The sequence below is a fragment of the Shewanella subflava genome, from assembly GCF_025971955.1.
Classification (GTDB): Bacteria; Pseudomonadota; Gammaproteobacteria; order Enterobacterales; family Shewanellaceae; genus Shewanella; species Shewanella subflava.
In genome coordinates this window covers 207889-226313 of the sequence record NZ_JAPDMX010000002.1, presented here as the reverse complement: position 1 = coordinate 226313, position 18425 = coordinate 207889, and the positions used below count along the sequence as shown (strand labels likewise).

15 protein-coding genes and 4 tRNA genes are annotated in these 18425 nt (G+C 41.7%); 12 read left to right on the top strand and 7 right to left on the bottom strand.

Features of this window, described 5'->3' with window-relative positions; all coding sequences use genetic code 11:
* Positions 1-161 precede the first annotated feature (161 nt).
* Positions 162-2948 carry an insulinase family protein gene (locus OHT75_RS01525; protein ID WP_264724612.1) on the bottom strand — a complete coding sequence of 929 codons (2787 nt, stop codon included), beginning with the start codon at positions 2946-2948 and terminating at the stop codon, positions 162-164.
* 189 nt (positions 2949-3137) lie between these two features.
* Between OHT75_RS01525 and sixA the strand changes: the two genes are divergently transcribed.
* Positions 3138-3605: a phosphohistidine phosphatase SixA gene (gene sixA / locus OHT75_RS01520; RefSeq protein WP_264724611.1), complete on the top strand. Its 468-nt coding sequence runs from the start codon at positions 3138-3140 to the stop codon at positions 3603-3605.
* A gap of 31 nt (positions 3606-3636) precedes the next feature.
* Here sixA and smrB read toward each other — a convergent pair whose 3' ends face one another.
* The gene (smrB, locus tag OHT75_RS01515; RefSeq protein ID WP_264724610.1) at positions 3637-4164 is read right to left on the bottom strand and encodes an endonuclease SmrB; all 528 of its coding nucleotides are present in this window, start codon (positions 4162-4164) and stop codon (positions 3637-3639) included.
* Between the two features lie 79 nt (positions 4165-4243).
* On the opposite strand from smrB, the gene prmB reads away from it, so the two are divergent.
* The 6 genes from prmB (at position 4244) to OHT75_RS01485 (ending at position 9655) form a co-directional block, all read left to right on the top strand.
* Entirely contained in the window at positions 4244-5188 is a 945-nt protein-coding gene (gene prmB, locus OHT75_RS01510; RefSeq protein ID WP_264724609.1) for a 50S ribosomal protein L3 N(5)-glutamine methyltransferase, read from the top strand.
* A gap of 62 nt (positions 5189-5250) precedes the next feature.
* Entirely contained in the window at positions 5251-6345 is a 1095-nt protein-coding gene (aroC, locus tag OHT75_RS01505) for a chorismate synthase (protein WP_264724608.1), read from the top strand.
* Positions 6346-7530 (top strand): MFS transporter, encoded by a 1185-nt coding sequence (locus OHT75_RS01500; protein ID WP_264724606.1) that lies wholly within the window; start codon positions 6346-6348, stop codon positions 7528-7530. It abuts the gene before it with no gap.
* Positions 7531-7579: 49 nt separating this feature from the next.
* Entirely contained in the window at positions 7580-8761 is a 1182-nt protein-coding gene (locus tag OHT75_RS01495) for an ATP-NAD kinase family protein (RefSeq protein WP_264724605.1), read from the top strand.
* A gap of 4 nt (positions 8762-8765) precedes the next feature.
* Positions 8766-9044: a YfcL family protein gene (locus tag OHT75_RS01490; RefSeq protein WP_264724604.1), complete on the top strand. Its 279-nt coding sequence runs from the start codon at positions 8766-8768 to the stop codon at positions 9042-9044.
* Entirely contained in the window at positions 9044-9655 is a 612-nt protein-coding gene (locus tag OHT75_RS01485) for an RNA methyltransferase (protein ID WP_264724603.1), read from the top strand. The genes OHT75_RS01490 and OHT75_RS01485 overlap by 1 nt, the downstream gene beginning before the upstream one ends.
* A gap of 550 nt (positions 9656-10205) precedes the next feature.
* Here OHT75_RS01485 and OHT75_RS01480 read toward each other — a convergent pair.
* The 4 genes from OHT75_RS01480 to OHT75_RS01465 all read right to left on the bottom strand — a co-directional run bounded on the left by OHT75_RS01480 (position 10206) and on the right by OHT75_RS01465 (position 10903).
* A tRNA-Met gene (locus OHT75_RS01480) sits at positions 10206-10282 on the bottom strand.
* Positions 10283-10404: 122 nt separating this feature from the next.
* Positions 10405-10481 (bottom strand) — tRNA-Met (locus OHT75_RS01475).
* Positions 10482-10604: 123 nt separating this feature from the next.
* Positions 10605-10681, bottom strand: a tRNA-Met gene (locus tag OHT75_RS01470).
* A gap of 145 nt (positions 10682-10826) precedes the next feature.
* A tRNA-Met gene (locus OHT75_RS01465) sits at positions 10827-10903 on the bottom strand.
* A 310-nt stretch (positions 10904-11213) separates the two neighbouring features.
* Between OHT75_RS01465 and rlmKL the strand changes: the two genes are divergently transcribed.
* From rlmKL to rmf, 5 genes are all read left to right on the top strand, one after another.
* Positions 11214-13349: a bifunctional 23S rRNA (guanine(2069)-N(7))-methyltransferase RlmK/23S rRNA (guanine(2445)-N(2))-methyltransferase RlmL gene (gene rlmKL, locus OHT75_RS01460; RefSeq protein WP_264724602.1), complete on the top strand. Its 2136-nt coding sequence runs from the start codon at positions 11214-11216 to the stop codon at positions 13347-13349.
* The gene (locus tag OHT75_RS01455) at positions 13339-13569 is read left to right on the top strand and encodes a glutaredoxin family protein (protein ID WP_264724601.1); all 231 of its coding nucleotides are present in this window, start codon (positions 13339-13341) and stop codon (positions 13567-13569) included. Before rlmKL ends, OHT75_RS01455 begins: the two co-directional genes overlap by 11 nt.
* A gap of 1 nt (position 13570) precedes the next feature.
* Complete coding sequence (locus tag OHT75_RS01450; protein WP_264724600.1) at positions 13571-15487, top strand: ABC transporter ATP-binding protein; 1917 nt, start codon at positions 13571-13573, stop codon at positions 15485-15487.
* A 26-nt stretch (positions 15488-15513) separates the two neighbouring features.
* Complete coding sequence (locus tag OHT75_RS01445) at positions 15514-17421, top strand: DUF3466 family protein (protein ID WP_264724599.1); 1908 nt, start codon at positions 15514-15516, stop codon at positions 17419-17421.
* 219 nt (positions 17422-17640) lie between these two features.
* Entirely contained in the window at positions 17641-17817 is a 177-nt protein-coding gene (gene rmf, locus OHT75_RS01440; protein ID WP_188843511.1) for a ribosome modulation factor, read from the top strand.
* A gap of 74 nt (positions 17818-17891) precedes the next feature.
* Here rmf and fabA read toward each other — a convergent pair whose 3' ends face one another.
* Positions 17892-18407 carry a bifunctional 3-hydroxydecanoyl-ACP dehydratase/trans-2-decenoyl-ACP isomerase gene (fabA, locus tag OHT75_RS01435; protein ID WP_264724597.1) on the bottom strand — a complete coding sequence of 172 codons (516 nt, stop codon included), beginning with the start codon at positions 18405-18407 and terminating at the stop codon, positions 17892-17894.
* Positions 18408-18425: the final 18 nt, after the last annotated feature.

Here is an 18425-nt window from a genome sequence, read left to right as displayed (position 1 = left end):
CGTGTTCAAGTGCTTGGTATTCATCTTGGATGAAATTTTATTAACGAAACTGATGCTTGTTTAGCGATTTACACTGTAATAAAACTGAAATTTAGCGGTTTGTGTTGATGTGGTTGTTCTTGTAAATGTGCATTTTAATTTTCAAGAACAGGCCCACAACGCTAAAATTGAAACTTTTCTGCAGCTTGTTTGAATGCCCTCAAGTCTGAAATCATGTTGTTAGACATAAGTTGCTGTTTTGAGTGTTGTTCTCCACAACTGAACAAAACTAAACGATCGCAATGCTTGCTGCGCATACGTTGCATCATAAATTTAATTAAATCCGCTCTGGTGAGTGTTTCAACTTTAGCGGCGACACTTTCACGTTGGTCAAATTGATAGTCTCTATTGCCTAAACTTACCCAATAACGTTGTCCTCGGGTTTTGAGGTTAGCGTCATGTTCCATTATTTGGCTAATGAGGCCCTGTTTGGTACTTTCCCACTGTTCATTGGTTATTTGCATAACGGCATAACTAAAATCTGCAATAAACTCGTCAATGGCTTCCAGTAAAACTCTTGGTCCTGTCGTTGGGGATTGAATATAAAAAATCATTCCAGGATGTCGATTAAGGGGTAAATATCCTGTGCCAACCATATAACCAAGTTGTTGCTTTGTGCGTAATTCATGGAAAAACGTTGATGACATGGTGTGGTTCAACAGACTAAATAGCGCCATCTTTTCAGTAGTCGCCTTAGACGATTGATAATAAACAATGATAGCACTGTCTTGATGTTGAATGGTTTTTTCCCGTAGCAAGGTACCAACACCTTGTAAATTAACAAGCTCTCTTGATGATTCATTGCTGGGTTTTGATACCAAAGAAAGTAAATGCTCTAATCGTTTCCCTAAAGCCTGTGCTTCAGAGACTAACCAATCACCATAAACCAAGCCTTCCAAGTAGACCTTTTCAAAAAAGTCGCTTACGTGTTGATGTAATTCATCTAAGGTAATCGTTTCGAGTTCTTCTGCCATTCTTGCTGGCTCAAAACTGCGTTTCTGTAAGGTAACGGTCAAACTGGTAAACAATTGTGAAATAGGCTTTGCCTGAGCGACATTGTGCCAACTCCGTAAAATTTGTTTACGGATCATGTCAAATCTGTCCTGAGTAAAATTACGCTCACGTGCTTTGTTAATGATTAACGATAATAAGCTTTCTTGATTACCAGTAAAGCCGGTGAGATGTAAGGTAATTCCGCCCTGATGTGGATAAATATTGTAGTTCAGCCCAGCGACTTCAGCTTGATAGGTTGATTCGGTTAAATAATCGAGTAACAACTCAACATAAAGTCGTGTAAGCGTCGCATGGCGAGGTGACATACTGGCTTTTTGTGAATCAAGTGATAAGTACAAATGTCCTTTGGGCACATTGAATTCATCATCCTTTCTATGCCAAAGTCGATACCCTTCACCCTCAGCAACAATTACTGGAACCGGTGTTTGGCTCAATTCTGGTCTCGATTGCGGGTTAGGCACGATAAAAGGGTTGGCTTGGGGCAGAAGTAATTCAGATCTGATATCTGGTTGTTGCCAATAATCTAATCTTGAGGGGGCAATATCCGTTACTTTATAGGGGGTATGATACCAAGCTGCTTGTTTATCGGTATCTTGATCTTGTGCGACGATTTGCAAACGCATGTTGCGCGGGTGCATTAAATTGAGTAATGAAAGCGCCTCAACTTCATCTAAATTATCCATGCGGTAGTCACCGTATACCACATCTTCTGCGGCATAATGATGCATATTAATACTGAGATGGCTGGCAAGATCTAATGCTTTAATTTGCTCTTGAAATCGAAATGCAGTATTTAATAGGTTAGCGCGTTCTTGATAACGCCAATCCTCTAATCCGGTGAGTTTGATTAATTGAATATATTCAAAAATACACTTCACCACATCATCAATAGCTTTATAACCTTTGTCGGTTAATTGCACGCTGACAGAGTAATCTTTAAAGTTAAACCCATTAATGCCCCCGCCAGCCGATAAATTATTTGCTAGGCCTTGTTCTTTTAAATAAGACAATAGGCTGCCTGGGCTTTCATTGCCCAGTAAATGACTGATGAAGGTTAACGGTTTGCGTTTATAAAATTGGTCAATACCGGGAAGGGCAAAGTTAACACTAATTCGTTTTTGTTGTTTTAGAGGCACAATGGCAATTTGTTTCAGGCGTTCGGCATCGGTAACCAGCAGTGCTTCAGGGTAGTGTTTACTTACTCCTCGATTAACTATCGCTTCAAAATAGGTTTTTGCCCAAGCTTCTAATTGGTCTAAAGAAGCGGGGGCAACCAAGCACAATGTCATGATATTTGCACAATATTGTTGTTGGTAGAATGTCAGTAACTCTTCGCGTAAAGCGGATTCTGGGCCATCGAGTGTGGTTAAATTGCCTACCGAAAACTTTGAAAAGGGGTGTGCCTGATTGGTGGTTTCTTTTTGCACTTGATAAACGCGACGAATATCGTCTTTTAACTTAAGACTGAATTCTGATTCAATCGCATGGCGTTCTCTATCGACTAATTCGATATCAAATTTTGGCGCGATAAAAAATTGGCTAAATCTATCGAGGGACTCTTCAAACACTTCAGCATTAATAGTATAAAAAAAGTTAGTTTGCTCAGTGCCTGTCCAGGCATTGTTGTTACCACCATGTTGATTAATAAAAGCATGGTATTCACCAGGATCAGGATACTTCTCTGTCCCTAAAAACAGCATATGTTCTAAAAAGTGCGCCATGCCAGGTCGCTCAACTGGGTCATCAAAGTGCCCGACTTGAACCGCCATAGAGGCAGCAGCTTGATTAGATTGAACATCTTCAACCAATAATACCCGGAGTTTATTTGAGAGACGGATATAACGATATAAGCGATGATCATTCTGGCTTTTATGTATTGCTGGAAAATCGGACAAGTGAAGGCTCCAGGTAACGGTTCTAGTTATATATTGATATTGTTATCAGTTTTTAGCAAATAACTCGTATCACTTTTATTTTATTTATCGACTAAAGTTGAGTTAATTTTTGTTTGTGTACGGTTTCGCCTCAGAGTTAATGAGGCTACAATTGGTTCACGAGTTAATAAGATTGAAATCGAGTGTAGTATGCAGTTGTTTTTGATGCGTCATGGTGAAGCCAGTTTTGATGCGCCATCAGATCGTGAAAGGATGTTAACGCATAATGGGAGATATCAAACAGGTCAAATGGCCGGTTTACTTAGCAACCATATCTCTCAGCTAGATTTGGTTTTAGTTAGCCCTTATCTGCGTGCTCAGCAAACGTGGCAGGTAGTGAGTAAGCACTTACCTAAAGCGAGAAAGTGTATAGTATTGGATGATATTACGCCTTCTGGCGATCCAAGAAGAGCAGCCGATGTTATTTTGGCTTACGCAGAACAATATAAAGCTGATACCGTGCTAGTGATTACTCACATGCCAATTGTTAGCTTTTTAGTGAGTGAGCTTGTTGCGGGAGCTGAACCTCCCATTTTTGCCACATCCGCTTTTGTGCAAATAGATAAGCATATGGAAGTGGCGAGTTTAGTGGGGATGAATTACCCCCTAGCAGGCTAATGCTAATTAACCCGTTTTGAGAGTTTAGCGATTATCTTCTGTGTGGTTGATCACCAATATCGATTAATACCAACAATGCCGCATCGCCGCCCCATTCTTTAGGGGCTTGATGAAACGCTCTTACTTTGGGGTGTTGGGCTAACCACATGGGTATTTGTTGTTTTAATATTCCCATGCCATATCCATGCATCACGCTGCAGCAAATACTGTTTTGTTTCACGCATGCTTGAATCAAAGCCGCCAGTTCTAGCTTGGCTTCTGACTGCCTTAAACCATGTAAATCCAGCAATAAATCAGGAACATAATCCCCACGGCGTAAACGTTTAAGTTCAAGCTTATCAACATTTTCGTTCGCCCACCGCATCGGCCCCGTTACCGGAAGTAAAGGTTGATAGGTGTCAGAAAAGTAGCTGCTGGCATGAATTTGCTGCGCTTTTATTTCGACTTGTTGTTTGGGTTTTACGGGTTGTTTGAAGTGATGGGCTTGTTGCTTAATTGGCTTGATACCAGCAACAAGATCACTAAACGACTCGAAATCAGTGATATTTTTGTCATTCATGGTGATATTGTATTGAATTCTAGGCCATCTTAATAGACATCAGTTACAATGCAGCAGAACTATTTTGTAGGAGTGTGTTTTGGATAAAATTTTTGTAGATGAAGCGGTCACTGAACTGCGCACCATTGGCGATATGCTTCGTTGGGCTGTTAGTCGCTTCAACGATGCCGGTATTTATTATGGCCATGGTACTGATAATGCTTGGGATGAAGCCATTGCATTAGTTTTTCATGCATTACACCTACCAGAAGAAATTGGTCAGCAAGTGATTCATTCAAACTTAACCAGCAGTGAAAAGCATAAAATTGTTGAGTTAATTATTCGCCGAGTACGTGAACGTTTGCCTGTACCTTACTTGACCAATAAAGCGCGTTTTGCGGGATTAGAATTTTTTGTTGATGAGCGCGTATTGGTGCCACGTTCGCCGATTGCTGAAATGATCAATAATCATTTCAGCCCATGGCTGTATAACAAGCCTGTTCATCGAATTATGGATTTGTGTACCGGCAGTGCCTGTATTGCTATTGCATGTGCTTATGCATTTGAAGATGCTGAAGTTGATGCGCTTGATATTAGTGAAGATGCCCTAGAAGTGGCTCAAATTAATATTGAGACCCTTGGCGTATTAGAACGTGTGTTCCCGATCCAGTCAGATTTATTCTCTGCTATTCCTAAAGGGCCGCACTACGATTTGATCGTATCAAACCCACCTTACGTTGATGAGGATGACATTGGCGATATGCCAAACGAGTATCACCATGAACCTGCGATTGGGTTAGCTTCTGGTCGTGATGGCTTGGATTTAACCAAGCGAATTTTAGCCAATGCCGCAGATTATTTGACTGAGAATGGCCTGTTAGTGGTTGAGGTGGGTAATTCAATGGTGCACTTAATGGAACAATTCCCTGATGTACCATTTACCTGGGTTGATTTTGAATTTGGCGGTGACGGGGTGTTTGTATTAACCCGTGATCAGTTAGTTGAAAATGAATCACTTTTCGCCATCTATAAAGATAGTGAATAATGACGCTGTATTAGTGTAGCATTACGCTATTCAGTTTTTATTTATGAAGGGATAAAGGGCGCATGTCAGGAAACAGTATCGGGCAAAACTTTGTAGTGACCACATTTGGTGAAAGCCATGGTGTGGCACTTGGATGTATTATTGACGGCTGTCCTCCAGGGCTAGAATTAACCGTTGAAGATATGCAACATGACTTAGACCGTCGCCGACCTGGCACATCGCGCTATACCACCGCGCGTCGTGAAGCCGATGAAGTGCGTATTTTATCTGGGGTGTTTGAAGGCAAAACTACGGGAACATCAATTGGTTTACTGATTGAAAATACCGATCAACGCAGTCAAGATTATTCAAATATTAAAGATTTGTTCCGTCCTGGCCATGCCGATTATACCTACCAACAAAAATATGGTTTACGCGATTATCGAGGCGGTGGGCGCTCATCTGCCCGTGAAACGGCTATGCGTGTTGCCGCCGGTGCGGTTGCTAAAAAGTATTTGAAAGCCGTCCATGGTATCGAAATTCATGGCTATTTATCGCAATTAGGTCCTATTTGTGCTGAGCAAATTGATTTAGCACAAGTAGAACAAAATGCCTTTTTCTTTCCAGATGCCAGCAAATTGGATGCACTGGATGAATACATGCGTGAACTGAAAAAATCCGGTGACTCGATTGGTGCCAAAATTACTGTCGCCGCTACAGGTGTACCTGTGGGATTAGGTGAGCCAGTATTTGATCGCTTAGATGCCGATATCGCCCATGCTTTGATGGGGATTAATGCGGTCAAAGGTGTTGAGATTGGTGATGGCTTTGGTGTGGTGACTCAAAAAGGTTCAGAAGGTCGTGATTTAATGTCGCCACAAGGCTTTGAGTCAAATCATGCTGGTGGCGTACTGGGTGGTATATCTTCAGGCCAACCTATTGTTGCTAATATTGCTTTAAAGCCGACATCTAGCATTAGTGTGCCGGGTAAAAGTATGACTGCCCAAGGCGAGGTTGCCGACGTTGTTACTAAAGGTCGACATGATCCCTGTGTTGGGATCCGCGCGGTACCTATTGCAGAAGCGATGTTAGCCATTGTGTTAATGGATCATCTATTACGCCATCGTGCACAAAACCAAGATGTACACTGTGAAACCCCCGTAATCGGAATGCGTTAAATGCCAATCACTTCTAGCCCTGAGTTGCAGCTTCGCTGGCTCAGGGCTTGTTATTTCTTCTTCTTTGCTATTTTAGGTGTGTTAGTGCCGTATCTTGGGGTTTTCTTTGACGCCCGAGGCTTTGATGCACAAGAAATAGGTTCCTTATTAGCGATTTTAATGGCAACGCGGATTGTCGCGCCCAATCTATGGGCAATCGTTGCCGATAGAACAGGTATGAGGGCAGACTTAATCAAAATAGGTGCATTTTGTGCTGCACTGACTTTTATCAGCTTTTTCTTTGAAGGTGGTTTTTGGTATTTGGCCATCAGTTTGACAATATATACCTTCTTTTGGAATGCGATTTTAGCTCAGCTTGAGGTGATCACCCTTGAAACCTTAGGTGACAAAGCGAATCAATACGGCGCTATCCGTAGTTGGGGCAGTGTAGGCTATATTGTTCTGGTTGTGGCGGCTGGAATGGGTATTGAACGCTTTGGTGCAGAAGTACTGCCTTATATTGGCATGATGCTGTTTATGGGTTTGCTCATATGTGCTTTGCCACTTCCATCAACAAGGGCGGTGGCGTTAAGTGCTGCTGAACGTCCTAAGCTACAGTTGGATAAATCCATCGTATTATTTTTGCTCTCCGCATTATTACTGCAAATGAGTGTCGGTCCTTTTTATGGTTTCTTTGTACTTTACCTTAAACAAATTGGTTACTCCGAAACCGTAGCGGGCATTATGGTGGCTATTGGTGTGATGGCAGAAATAGCCATTTTTTTATATGCATCTAAGTTGATTGGCAAATATGGTTTACGTCAGTTGTTAGTCATAAGCACGCTGTTAACCGCGCTAAGATGGTTACTTTTAGGGTACTATCCAGATAATTTACTGTTACTGTTATTGAGCCAAGCGCTTCATGCATTTACGTTTGGCTTAACCCACGCGGTGTCGATTCAGTTTATCCATCGACATTTCGGCATTCATCACCGCAGTAAAGGGCAGGCCATGTATGCCAGCATTAGTTTTGGTGTTGGTGGTGCGCTAGGTACTTGGATTAGTGGTCATATTTGGGGAGATGGCAGCGGCGCAATGCATGTGTGGCTATTTGCTGCTGCGTGTGCATTTGCTTCGGCCATCTTGGTGCTTTTTATTCCCAAAATGAACGGTAAAACACCGCGCCAAGATATTGAGCTGGCTTAACCATTAACGTATTAGATACATTTAACTGCTTGAAATAAAAGGAGCCAATGTGAAACCGTTTCGTTTAGGTTTACTTATTAACCCATTAGCGGGTTTAGGTGGCAGTGTTGGTCTAAAGGGCACTGACGGTGTAGTAGAAGAAGCATTAGCCAAAGGTGCCGAGCCCAAAGCTCATTTACGTATGCAGCAAGCATTAGCGGTGTTGTTACCTTATCAGACCCGTATTCAAGTGATTACCGCTTCAGGTTGCATGGGGGAGGACCTCGCTCGAAATATGGGTTTTGATACCCATGTTGTCTATCAACATCACTCTAATCTGGATGATGCGAATGTTGCGCCAGTGCGTGAATCAATGAAGCAGGCAAACGTTAGCACAACCCAGCAAGATACTTGTAACGCTGTTGAGACTTTGATGAATGAAACTCTCGATTTGCTGTTATTTGCAGGTGGAGATGGCACAGCAAGAGATGTCTATTCTGTTATTGATGATGCTATTCCTGTTTTAGGTGTACCCGCTGGTGTGAAAATCCATTCAGGTGTTTATGGCATAACCCCTAAAGCATCAGGTTTAGTGGTTAAAATGCTGCTTGATGGTGAGTTAGTTAGCTTAATGTCTGCTGATGTGATGGATATTGATGAAACCGCATTCAGGCAGGGCACGGTAAAAGCAAAGCGTTTTGGTGAAATGCTAGTACCTGCAGAACCTCGGTATGTGCAAGCGGTAAAAATGGGTGGCAAGGAAGTAGACGAACTGGTGTTAGCCGATATCGCTGCAGACGTAATTGAGTCAATGGAAGATGAAATCTTTATTATGGGTTCTGGCAGTACTGTTGCGGCGATCATGGATGACTTATATCTCGACAACACGCTACTTGGAGTTGATGTTATTCAAGATAAGCAATTAATAGCCAGTGATGTTACCGCTCAACAATTAATTGATATTACCCAAGATAAGCCGACAAAATTGGTGATCACGCTAATTGGTGGTCAGGGACATATATTGGGGAGAGGCAATCAACAATTGTCGCCAGCATTAATAAAACAGCTTGGGAAAGACAATATTTTAATCGTTGCCACAAAAACTAAGCTAAAAGCACTTGATGGACGCCCATTAATTGTGGATAGTGGCGACCCTGAATTAGATAAAGCCCTCACGGGTTATTATAAAGTGATTACTGGTTACCACGATTATGTGATGTACCAAGTGGCTAACCCAGATTTGGTGGAATAAACCCATGTTAGAAAAGTATGATGCAGCGATGGAATCTTGGATAAAAGAAACCGTCAGTAATGGTGATGACGATGCACTTTTTGCAAGTGGTTACTTACAAGGCCATATTGCTGTGGTGTTGGCTAAATTGGAAGCTCAAGCTGATCAAGGTCTTGATGCATTAGACCATGAAGTGATTCAGTGCCTCGCTCTTGCCAATGAAGAGCTAAATGATGCTGATTATGTTTTAGTAGCAAAAGCTTGGCAGCAATTACGCAGTCGAATTGTTGAAGCTGTATCTTAATGCCTGATAATCAATCCCTAGACACTTGCTCAATTAACCAAGCTGAGCAAGCGTCTGCCCAGTGTGTTAGCTCGAATGAAGCGCATGTTGCTATCGGCCTTGTTAATCCTAAAACGCCTGTTAATGTCGGTGGAATTATGCGAGCTTCAGGTTGTTATGGCGTCAATCAGGTGTTTTATACTGGAAGACGTTATGATTTAGCCGTTAAAGCTGAAGCGCAATATGAAGTAGATAAAAAGCAAGCCGCGAGAACCATCCCGTTGCAGGGGGTTGAATCATTATTAGATCAAGTACCTGCTAACAGTAAGATTATTTGTGTAGATTTAGTGGTAGGGGCGATACCTCTACCGCAATTTACCCATCCAGAAAGTGCATTTTATATCTTTGGCCCCGAAGATGGTTCCATCCCACAGCAAATTATCGATGCTGCCGATGATGTCGTTTATGTGCCAACAAAAGGTTGTATGAATCTAGCCGCATCAGTAAATGTGCTGTTATACGACCGTCTTGCTAAATCAACTGAACATCAAACCGATGATCAACTCATCATGAAAAGTCGCGATAACAATAATCGCACTCGAGTGAAGCATTGGCTGAAAAAACCTGTGTAACAGCAGGTTTTATTTCATATTTTTACTGCAGAGCCATTGCAGCTCTGTGCATCGAATTTGTCACTTCAAGTTTCCAATACCTACCCTCATTTACTTTTTAGTGGATTATCATTCACCGCATTCAACATATTCAGGAGTGAATGTGCCCAATATAAAATTATCCTAAGATATTTTTTCGTTATCTGGGGTTAACTTTGTGTGCATAAGAGTTGAGCCCGATAACGTCTAAAAATAAAGCCAGATTGATAAAATGAGTTGCAATAGATGAATTTGAATATCGAAGGCATAGAATAAATCAGAAATATAATTTGGTTGCGGGAACTGAATTTGAACTGATGAGCTTTACGCATAAAAAGAACTGAGTTCGATATTATCTACAAACAAAAATATATTGATAACAAGAGTTGTAAGGGGGATATTTGAATCGAGGGGAGTATAAATAAATCAGAAATATAAATTGGTTGCGGGAGCCGGATTTGAACCTACGACCTTTGCGGATAATAAGAGCTGAGCCCGATATTATCTTTCAACCAAAATGTAGTTTATAAATTGGTTGCGGGAGCCGGATTTGAACCGACGACCTTCGGGTTATGAGCCCGACGAGCTACCAAACTGCTCCATCCCGCGACTGTATTTATTACTTTTATTTTATTAAATTGGTTGCTATAGCCAGATTTAAACCTACGACCTTTGTGGATAATAAGAGCTGAGCCCGATATTATCTTTCAACCAAAATGTAGTTTATAAATTGGTTGCGGGAGCCGGATTTGAACCGACGACCTTCGGGTTATGAGCCCGACGAGCTACCAAACTGCTCCATCCCGCGACTGTATTTATTACTTTTATTTTATCAAATTGGTTGCGGGAGCCGGATTTGAACCGACGACCTTTGTGGATAATAAGAGCTGAGCCCGATATTATCTTCAAACCAATATAATATTGATCAAATTGGTTGCGGGAGCCGGATTTGAACCGACGACCTTCGGGTTATGAGCCCGACGAGCTACCATACTGCTCCATCCCGCGACTGTATTTGAATCACTTCGTTTATCGTAAGCATTTAATCAACTTCAAATAATTTTAGATTTTGGTTCCGAATTGGAACTGAAAATTTTGAGGGTAATATGGTCTAAAACCGATATACCAGCTAAATTAAATCTCGTTGTTAAATTGGTTGCGGGAGCCGGATTTGAACCGACGACCTTCGGGTTATGAGCCCGACGAGCTACCAAACTGCTCCATCCCGCGTCCGATAAACGCCGCTTTGAGGAGTCACATTCTGTTGTAAGATTGTGGTGCTCTTCGAAGCGGGGCGAACTATAACGACTGACTTGTCGCTTTGCAAGTCTATTTTTGAAATGACAGCCCGTTTGCTGATAAAGCAGTCTGTTTGCCTGTTTAACTAGCGATAATTGTTATCAATAGGTAAATTGCAGTGCTTAACATGTAAAACGGAGTCAAATGAAGCACAGGCATAGTCGATAAGTCGTTGGGGATATCGGTTTGAGCAGGTATAATGCGCGTCAGAATTTATTGAGTAAAGATGACTAGCTAACCTATGTTTAATTTTTTTGCTGCTTCCCCTAAAGGGTTTGAATATAGCCTTGCCTGTGAACTAAAAGAGTTTGGCGCTTTTGACATAAAGGAAAGCGTTGCGGGCGTGTATTTTTCTGCACCGCTAGAACTTGCCTATCGGATCACTTTATGGACAAGGCTAGCAAGTCGAATTGTATTGGTTATCTATAAAGGTGCCTGTGAATCAGCAGAGCAGTTATATAACGCCGCTTACTGTATTGATTGGCCATCGCATTTTTCGAATAAAAATACCTTTAGTATCGATTTTCATGGCACTGGCGGTTTTATTAATAACACCCAGTTTGGTGCGTTAAAAATTAAAGATGCTGTCGTAGACCGTTTCCGTGATGATGGTGATAACCGTCCAGATGTTGAACGTGTTAATCCAGATTTTAAAATTGATGCGCATTTCCGTAATGGTCAAATCACTATCGCGATGAACTTTTCGGGCTCGTCATTGCACCAGCGTGGATATCGTTCAACCACTGGTGAAGCGCCGTTAAAAGAAAACTTAGCCGCTAATATGTTGGTCCGTTCTGGTTGGCAACAACAGCCCGTAACCTTGCTGGACCCGTTTTGTGGTAGTGGCACAGTGCTCATCGAAGCTGCGTTAATGGCGTCGGATATTGCTCCAGGACTTAAACGCGAGCGCTTTGGTTTTGAGTTTTGGCGTAGTCACAATAAAACCATGTGGACAGCTATTTTAGATGAAGCCAAAGCACGCGCAACACTTGGCAAAAGCCGATGTAACATTAAGTTTTATGGATCAGATATTGATTCTCGCTTAGTAGCATTAGCAAAACGCAATGCTGAAAATGCCGGTGTCGATGACCTTATTGAATTTAATGTCAGCAATGTGCTGAACATTGAACCGCCAGCGGCAGAAGGTTTTTTGATCTCCAACCCACCTTATGGTGAGCGTCTTGGTAGCGTAACTGAGCTATTACAGCTTTATTACCAGCTAGGTGACAAACTTAAAAAAGAGTTTGGTGGCTGGAAAGTCGCGATGTTATGTAGTGATGTTGAGCTTATTTCGTCATTGAAACTCAAGGCCGATAAACAAATGAAAATGTTTAACGGTGCACTTGAATGTGTGTTTAACCTTTATACCTTGCATGCGAACAGTACTCGCCGCACCGCGCCTGAGTTACCCGAAGGCGTTGATATTGCTGATATCGCTCCAGCATTTGCTAACCGTATTAAAAAGAATGTTAAGCAATTAGAAAAATGGGCAAAGAAAGAAAATATCGACAGTTACCGCCTTTATGATGCGGATTTACCCGAATATAACGTCGCTATCGATAAATACGTTGATTACGTTGTTATTCAAGAGTATTCCGCGCCAGCAACGATTCCAGAAGCCGTCACTAAGCGTCGTGTCAGTGATGTATTGCTGTCTTTACCTAACGCATTAGGTATTAGCCCAGACAGAATCACCCTTAAAACCCGTGAACGTCAAAAAGGCACTCGCCAATATGAAAAGTTGGATGATAAAAAGTTAGAAGTGATCACCAAAGAATATGGCGCACGTTTTAAACTGAACTTAACGGGCTATTTAGATACCGGTTTGTTTCTCGATCACCGAGTGACTCGTAAACTCGTCGGTGAAAAATCCCGAGACCGCGATGTACTGAATTTATTCTCTTATACTGGCTCAGCGTCCGTGCACGCCGCACTCGGTGGTGCTAAGTCAGTGACCACGGTTGATATGTCAAATACCTATATCAATTGGGCCAAAGAAAACTTTGAGTTAAACCGTTTATCCGGCAAGCAATATCAATTTATTCAGGCAGATTGCTTGCAGTGGATAAAAGAAAACAGCGATAAAAAATACCAATTGATTTTTATCGACCCACCGACATTCTCCAATTCGAAACGCATGGAAGACAGCTGGGATGTTCAACGTGATCACGTCAATATGCTGGGTGACTTGATCAAGTTATTGGCCGTTGAAGGTGAGATCATCTTCTCCAACAACAAACGTAAATTCAAAATGGATATCGAATTACTCACCAAGATGGGTATGAAGGTGGTAAATATAGATGATCAATGCTTACCGCTTGATTATAAACGTAATCCTCATATTCATAATGTATGGCTAATTACCCATGCAAAATGAAATTAAATATGTCTTGTATCATACCGATGGCTGCCATTTATGCGAATTGGCATTGGCCTTGGTTGAACAAGCAAAGGTACATTTTAAGCATGTCGATATTTGTGAATCAGCAGAATTAGCTGCGCGTTATGGTACATCTATACCGGTTTTTGCTTGTGGTCAGCGCGAGTTATGTTGGCCATTTGATGCGTCAGCATTGACGCAATTTTTAGGAGAGTAGTGTGAGTCTTGTTCGAATTACTAATGGCTCATTGGCCTATGGTTACACGCCGTTATTGCAAAATGCCGACTTTACCATTGAACCCGGTGAGCGAGTGTGTATTGTTGGTCGCAACGGGGCGGGTAAATCAAGTTTAATGAAAATTTTGTCGGGTGATGTACTACTCGATGACGGTGAATTTAACATTTCAAACGATGTTAATGTCAGTCGTTTACAACAAGATCCTCCTAAAGCTGAAACCGGCACCGTCTATGCTTATATCGCCGCAGGGCTTCAGGAAATAGGTGAAGCATTAGAAAAATATCATCAATTATCCCATGACATTGCCGATGCATCCCCAGAAGAAATGGAGCGCATGTTAAAGCAAATGCAACCTCTTCAGGATATTCTTGATCATAATAATGGTTGGCAATTAGATTCTCGCATCATACAAACATGCGAATTATTGAGCCTTGATGCAGATAAACCGTTAACGGAATTATCAGGTGGTTGGCAGCGTAAAGTGGCACTTGCCCGGGCGTTAGTGAGCGAGCCAGATTTACTCTTACTTGATGAACCTACCAACCATTTAGACATTGATACCATTGAATGGCTTGAACAATTTTTGATGAGCTTTAAAGGTGCAATCGTGTTTGTGAGTCATGACCGTGGCTTTATTCAACGTATGGCAACGCGAATTGTTGATTTAGACCGTGGTGTGGTGACCTCATGGCCTGGCAACTATCAAGCTTACCTTGACGGCAAACAAGAATGGCTTAGAGTTGAAGCCGAGAAAAATGCCCAGTTTGATAAAAAGTTAGCAGAAGAAGAAACTTGGATAAGACAAGGCGTTAAAGCTCGTCGTACACGTAACGAAGGGCGAGTTAGAGCCTTGCAAGCATTACGTCAAGAACGTATGGCGCGCTTAAATCGACAAGGCAATGCCAAAATGGTGGTTTCAGATGGCCAGCGTTCTGGTAAGTTGGTTTTCGATATTCAAAATGTTGATTACAATATCCCAGAAAAAAATCTGGTTAAAAACTTTAGCTCAACCGTTATGCGTGGCGATAGAATTGCCTTAATTGGCCCAAATGGTTGCGGTAAATCAACGTTAATTAAGTTGTTAATCGATCAGCTAAAACCCCAAGCTGGTGAAATTAAAGTGGGTACTAAGTTGGAAGTGGCTTATTTTGACCAATATCGCGAAGCGCTTGATCCTGAAAAAACCGTTGAAGAAAACGTGGGTGAAGGAAAAAGCACCGTCACGGTAAACGGCCAAGATCGCCATATTTTGAGCTACCTGCAAGACTTTTTGTTTTCGCCAATGCGCGCCAGAACCCCTGTTAAAGCCTTATCTGGTGGAGAGAAAAACCGATTATTGCTTGCGCGACTATTATTGCGTCCAGCCAATTTAATCATTCTTGATGAGCCAACAAACGATCTTGATATTGAGACACTAGAGTTGTTAGAGTCTCTACTTACCGATTTTGAAGGTACCTTGCTTATTGTAAGCCATGACCGAGCCTTTATTGATAACACTGTGACCAGCAGCTGGTGGTTTGCGGGCAACGGCCATTGGAGTGAGTATGTTGGCGGTTACCAAGATGCGGTTTCTCAAGGGGCTAAATTTTATTCTGAGGAACCTGCAGCTCAAACGGTTGTCGAAGCTCCTGCAGTAAAAGAAATCAAGCCTGTAAAGGCCGCTGAAAAACCAGCCAAAAAGCTGTCTTATAAAATGCAGCGCGAATTAGACGAACTGCCTGCTCGAATGGAACAATTAGAGCAAGAGATTGAAGCCTTACAGGCAAAAATCAGTGATGGCGACTTTTACAGTCAAGCACAAGATGTTGTCAATACTACATTGCAATTATTGGCGACCACTGAACAAGATTTAGAAAGATGTTTTGAGCGTTGGGAAGAGCTTGAGTCATTAAAATAAAGAATAATAAAACAGGAATAGTTTTCATGAAGTTAAAGTTAGACAAAGCCTTATCACTTGTTTCTATCGGTGTATTGGGCGTTATTGGTAATGCTCAAGCCGCACCCGTATATGAAATTGTTAATTTAGATGAAACCACATATGACTTGCTTGGTACGCTTGATGGCACCCGCAATGGTTATGCAATGGGTGTGGATGCTAATGATCAATTAGTCGGTATATCAAAGGGTAAAAAGAAACTCGATGTCGATGATGTTGATGATGGCATAGTTGATGTTGAAGACGGTATCGCACCTGAAGAAAAGATCACTTATTCAATTTTCAAACCTATCGAAGCGAACAACTTTACCTTTACTGCTGCAGCCAATGCTGCCCAATCTTGGAAACCTGAGTTTTTCAGTATTGCAGGTACAACTGCACCAGGTTCAACTGATAGCGAAGGCGCACCGATTGTTAATTCCATTGACACTTTTTTCTATGGTTTAAATAGTAACAATGTCAAAGTTGGCTCATACACCGCGCCGGAAAAAAAGTTACCCTATGTTGGCTCTTTAGAAGATCAAGACTTTTGGTATTACCGTGATTTTGAGTTACGTGGAGTTGCCGTAAATACTGCTACAGAACCCGCGGCTGAATTACCTTTAGTGCCGCCGTATACCACTTTTTCAAGAGTCGCTGAAGGTGATAAACCTGCCGCAACCGTAGAGTTAGGTGGTTGGTCTGCAGCCGCTGCTGTCAATGAAAACAATATTGCTGTGGGTTACGGTAGTACCGATTTAGCGTCTTTTAGTAAAGATAGAATCAATAGGTGTATTGATGATTTTAATGCACAACCAGAATTTCCTGTTCCGATCGATGTTTGTGTTCAAGCAGATCAATATCCCGATGTGAATAACAATCGTCGTAATGTCCAATATCAAACCCGTGCACTAGTATGGGACTTGAATAATATCGATAGTGCTGGTAATCCATTAGTGACAGAGTTGCCTTTAGGCCTGACGCCACCTACCGATTCAACGTTAGTCTTTACCGCACAGGGATTAGGGATCAACAACAACGCTGATGTTGTTGGACGTTCGCACGTATACCGTAATGGTGATACAGATAGATTACGTCAAGATGCCGCATATTGGAAAAAAGATACCAATGGTGACTACAAATACAATTGGGTTAATTTTAATGATGACGAAGTCTATTCTTCTATGGCTTACGATATCAATGATAATGGCATTTTAATTGGTAATTATCGTAAATACATTGGTGGTTATCTACGTGATAAATTTTTCACGTTAGATACCAATACAGCAGGTGAGGCCCCCGTCACGCCTGCAGATTTTACCCCCGGTATTTCTGACTTAAGCAGTAAAGCTAAAGATATAAATAACCAAGGTCAGGTTGTAGGTTATATTGAAGTCACTTATGACAAAGAAAGGCCACGTCCAAAAGCAGGGTTTTTATTTAATTACAACGATAAAGAGTTTACTAACCTAAATGATCGTTTAGTTTGTGAGTCTAAAGGTTATGTCGCGACAGGTGATAATTCCTGGGAACGTAAAAAAATCACGATTCAAGATGGTACAGGTGAAACCTTAACCTATGAATCAGATATTTATGTCGTTGAAGCTAGTAGCATCAATGAAGATGGCACTATTGTAGGTACTGCATTTATTCGTAAACCGCGTTATCAGTTTGATATCAATGGCAACCTTATTTTAGATGAGGTTACTAAACAGCCATTATTTGAGTTAAGTGGTAATGGTGATCCGGTTACATCGTATTTGCCGCGTATGGTTGTGCTAAAACCGACCTCTGGTGAAGCCTGTACTTTTACTGACGTACCAGAAGATAAACCTTATGAACGTAAAGGTGCTGCAAGTTTTGCGTGGTTATTTGCATTGCCCTTACTGTGGTTAAGAAGACGCGCATTAAAGTAACTTTTCCTTCATGAGTTTACGAAGTTCGTAGACTATGACACCCAAAAAATCGAGAAATTTTTCTCGATTTTTTTTTATTTTTATTCTCAATATGTTAAACAAAAGCCAGTATAATCGGTGTTTTTTTGAGTTGATCTAGCTTAAAAAAACAGCTATTCCTATAGTCCGACTTGACGACATTAAGCCAAGTCTGTTTGATTAACAAACGAGGACGCTTGCATGAAAAGACAAAAAAGAGATCGTTTAGATAGAGCTTTTTCAAAAGGATTCCAAGCTGGAGTAGGAGGGCGCTCTAAGGAATTGTGCCCCTACGCTGGATTAGACTCTCGTTCGCAGTGGCTTGGTGGTTGGCGCGAAGGCGTTGATGGCAGAATGAGTGGGTTATTTAATAAGTGATCTGAACGACTTGTTCTTTAATAACAGAAATGCCCTCATTAACGAGGGCATTTTTGTTTGAAAATGTGGTTAATTTAAAATGTGGAAGTATCGCTAAACACACCCACTTTTAAATCCGTCGCAGAATAGATTTGACGGCCATCAACTTCCATGGTGGCATCAGCAATACCCATCACCAGTTTGCGATGTATTGTACGCTTAATATTAAGCTTGTAGGTCACTTTCTTGGCATTGGGCAATACTTGCCCGGTAAACTTAACTTCGCCTACGCCAAGTGCGCGACCTTTGCCATCAGCACCTTCCCATCCTAAATAGAAACCCACTAATTGCCACATCGCATCTAAACCTAAACAACCGGGCATCACAGGGTCAGTGATAAAGTGACAATCGAAAAACCATAAATCTGGGGTGATATCGAGTTCAGCAATAATTTCACCTTTACCAAACTCACCGCCATGATCATTAATGGTGACAATTCTATCCATCATTAACATGTTGTCGACTGGTAAACGTGGGCGGTTTGGCCCTAAAAGATTGCCATGCCCACAGGCGACGAGTTGCTCTTTAGTGAAACTATTTGCTCTTTCCATTTATCTCAATACCACTAG

Coding starts and splice junctions, on each gene's coding strand:
- fabA (WP_264724597.1), bottom strand. CDS start 18,407: ATGGAAAGAGCAAATAGTTTCACTAAAGAGCAACTCGTCGCCTGTGGG.
- aroC (WP_264724608.1), top strand. CDS start 5,251: ATGTCAGGAAACAGTATCGGGCAAAACTTTGTAGTGACCACATTTGGT.
- sixA (WP_264724611.1), top strand. CDS start 3,138: ATGCAGTTGTTTTTGATGCGTCATGGTGAAGCCAGTTTTGATGCGCCA.
- OHT75_RS01490 (WP_264724604.1), top strand. CDS start 8,766: ATGTTAGAAAAGTATGATGCAGCGATGGAATCTTGGATAAAAGAAACC.
- OHT75_RS01485 (WP_264724603.1), top strand. CDS start 9,044: ATGCCTGATAATCAATCCCTAGACACTTGCTCAATTAACCAAGCTGAG.
- OHT75_RS01455 (WP_264724601.1), top strand. CDS start 13,339: ATGCAAAATGAAATTAAATATGTCTTGTATCATACCGATGGCTGCCAT.
- smrB (WP_264724610.1), bottom strand. CDS start 4,164: ATGAATGACAAAAATATCACTGATTTCGAGTCGTTTAGTGATCTTGTT.
- OHT75_RS01500 (WP_264724606.1), top strand. CDS start 6,346: ATGCCAATCACTTCTAGCCCTGAGTTGCAGCTTCGCTGGCTCAGGGCT.
- rmf (WP_188843511.1), top strand. CDS start 17,641: ATGAAAAGACAAAAAAGAGATCGTTTAGATAGAGCTTTTTCAAAAGGA.
- OHT75_RS01445 (WP_264724599.1), top strand. CDS start 15,514: ATGAAGTTAAAGTTAGACAAAGCCTTATCACTTGTTTCTATCGGTGTA.
- rlmKL (WP_264724602.1), top strand. CDS start 11,214: ATGTTTAATTTTTTTGCTGCTTCCCCTAAAGGGTTTGAATATAGCCTT.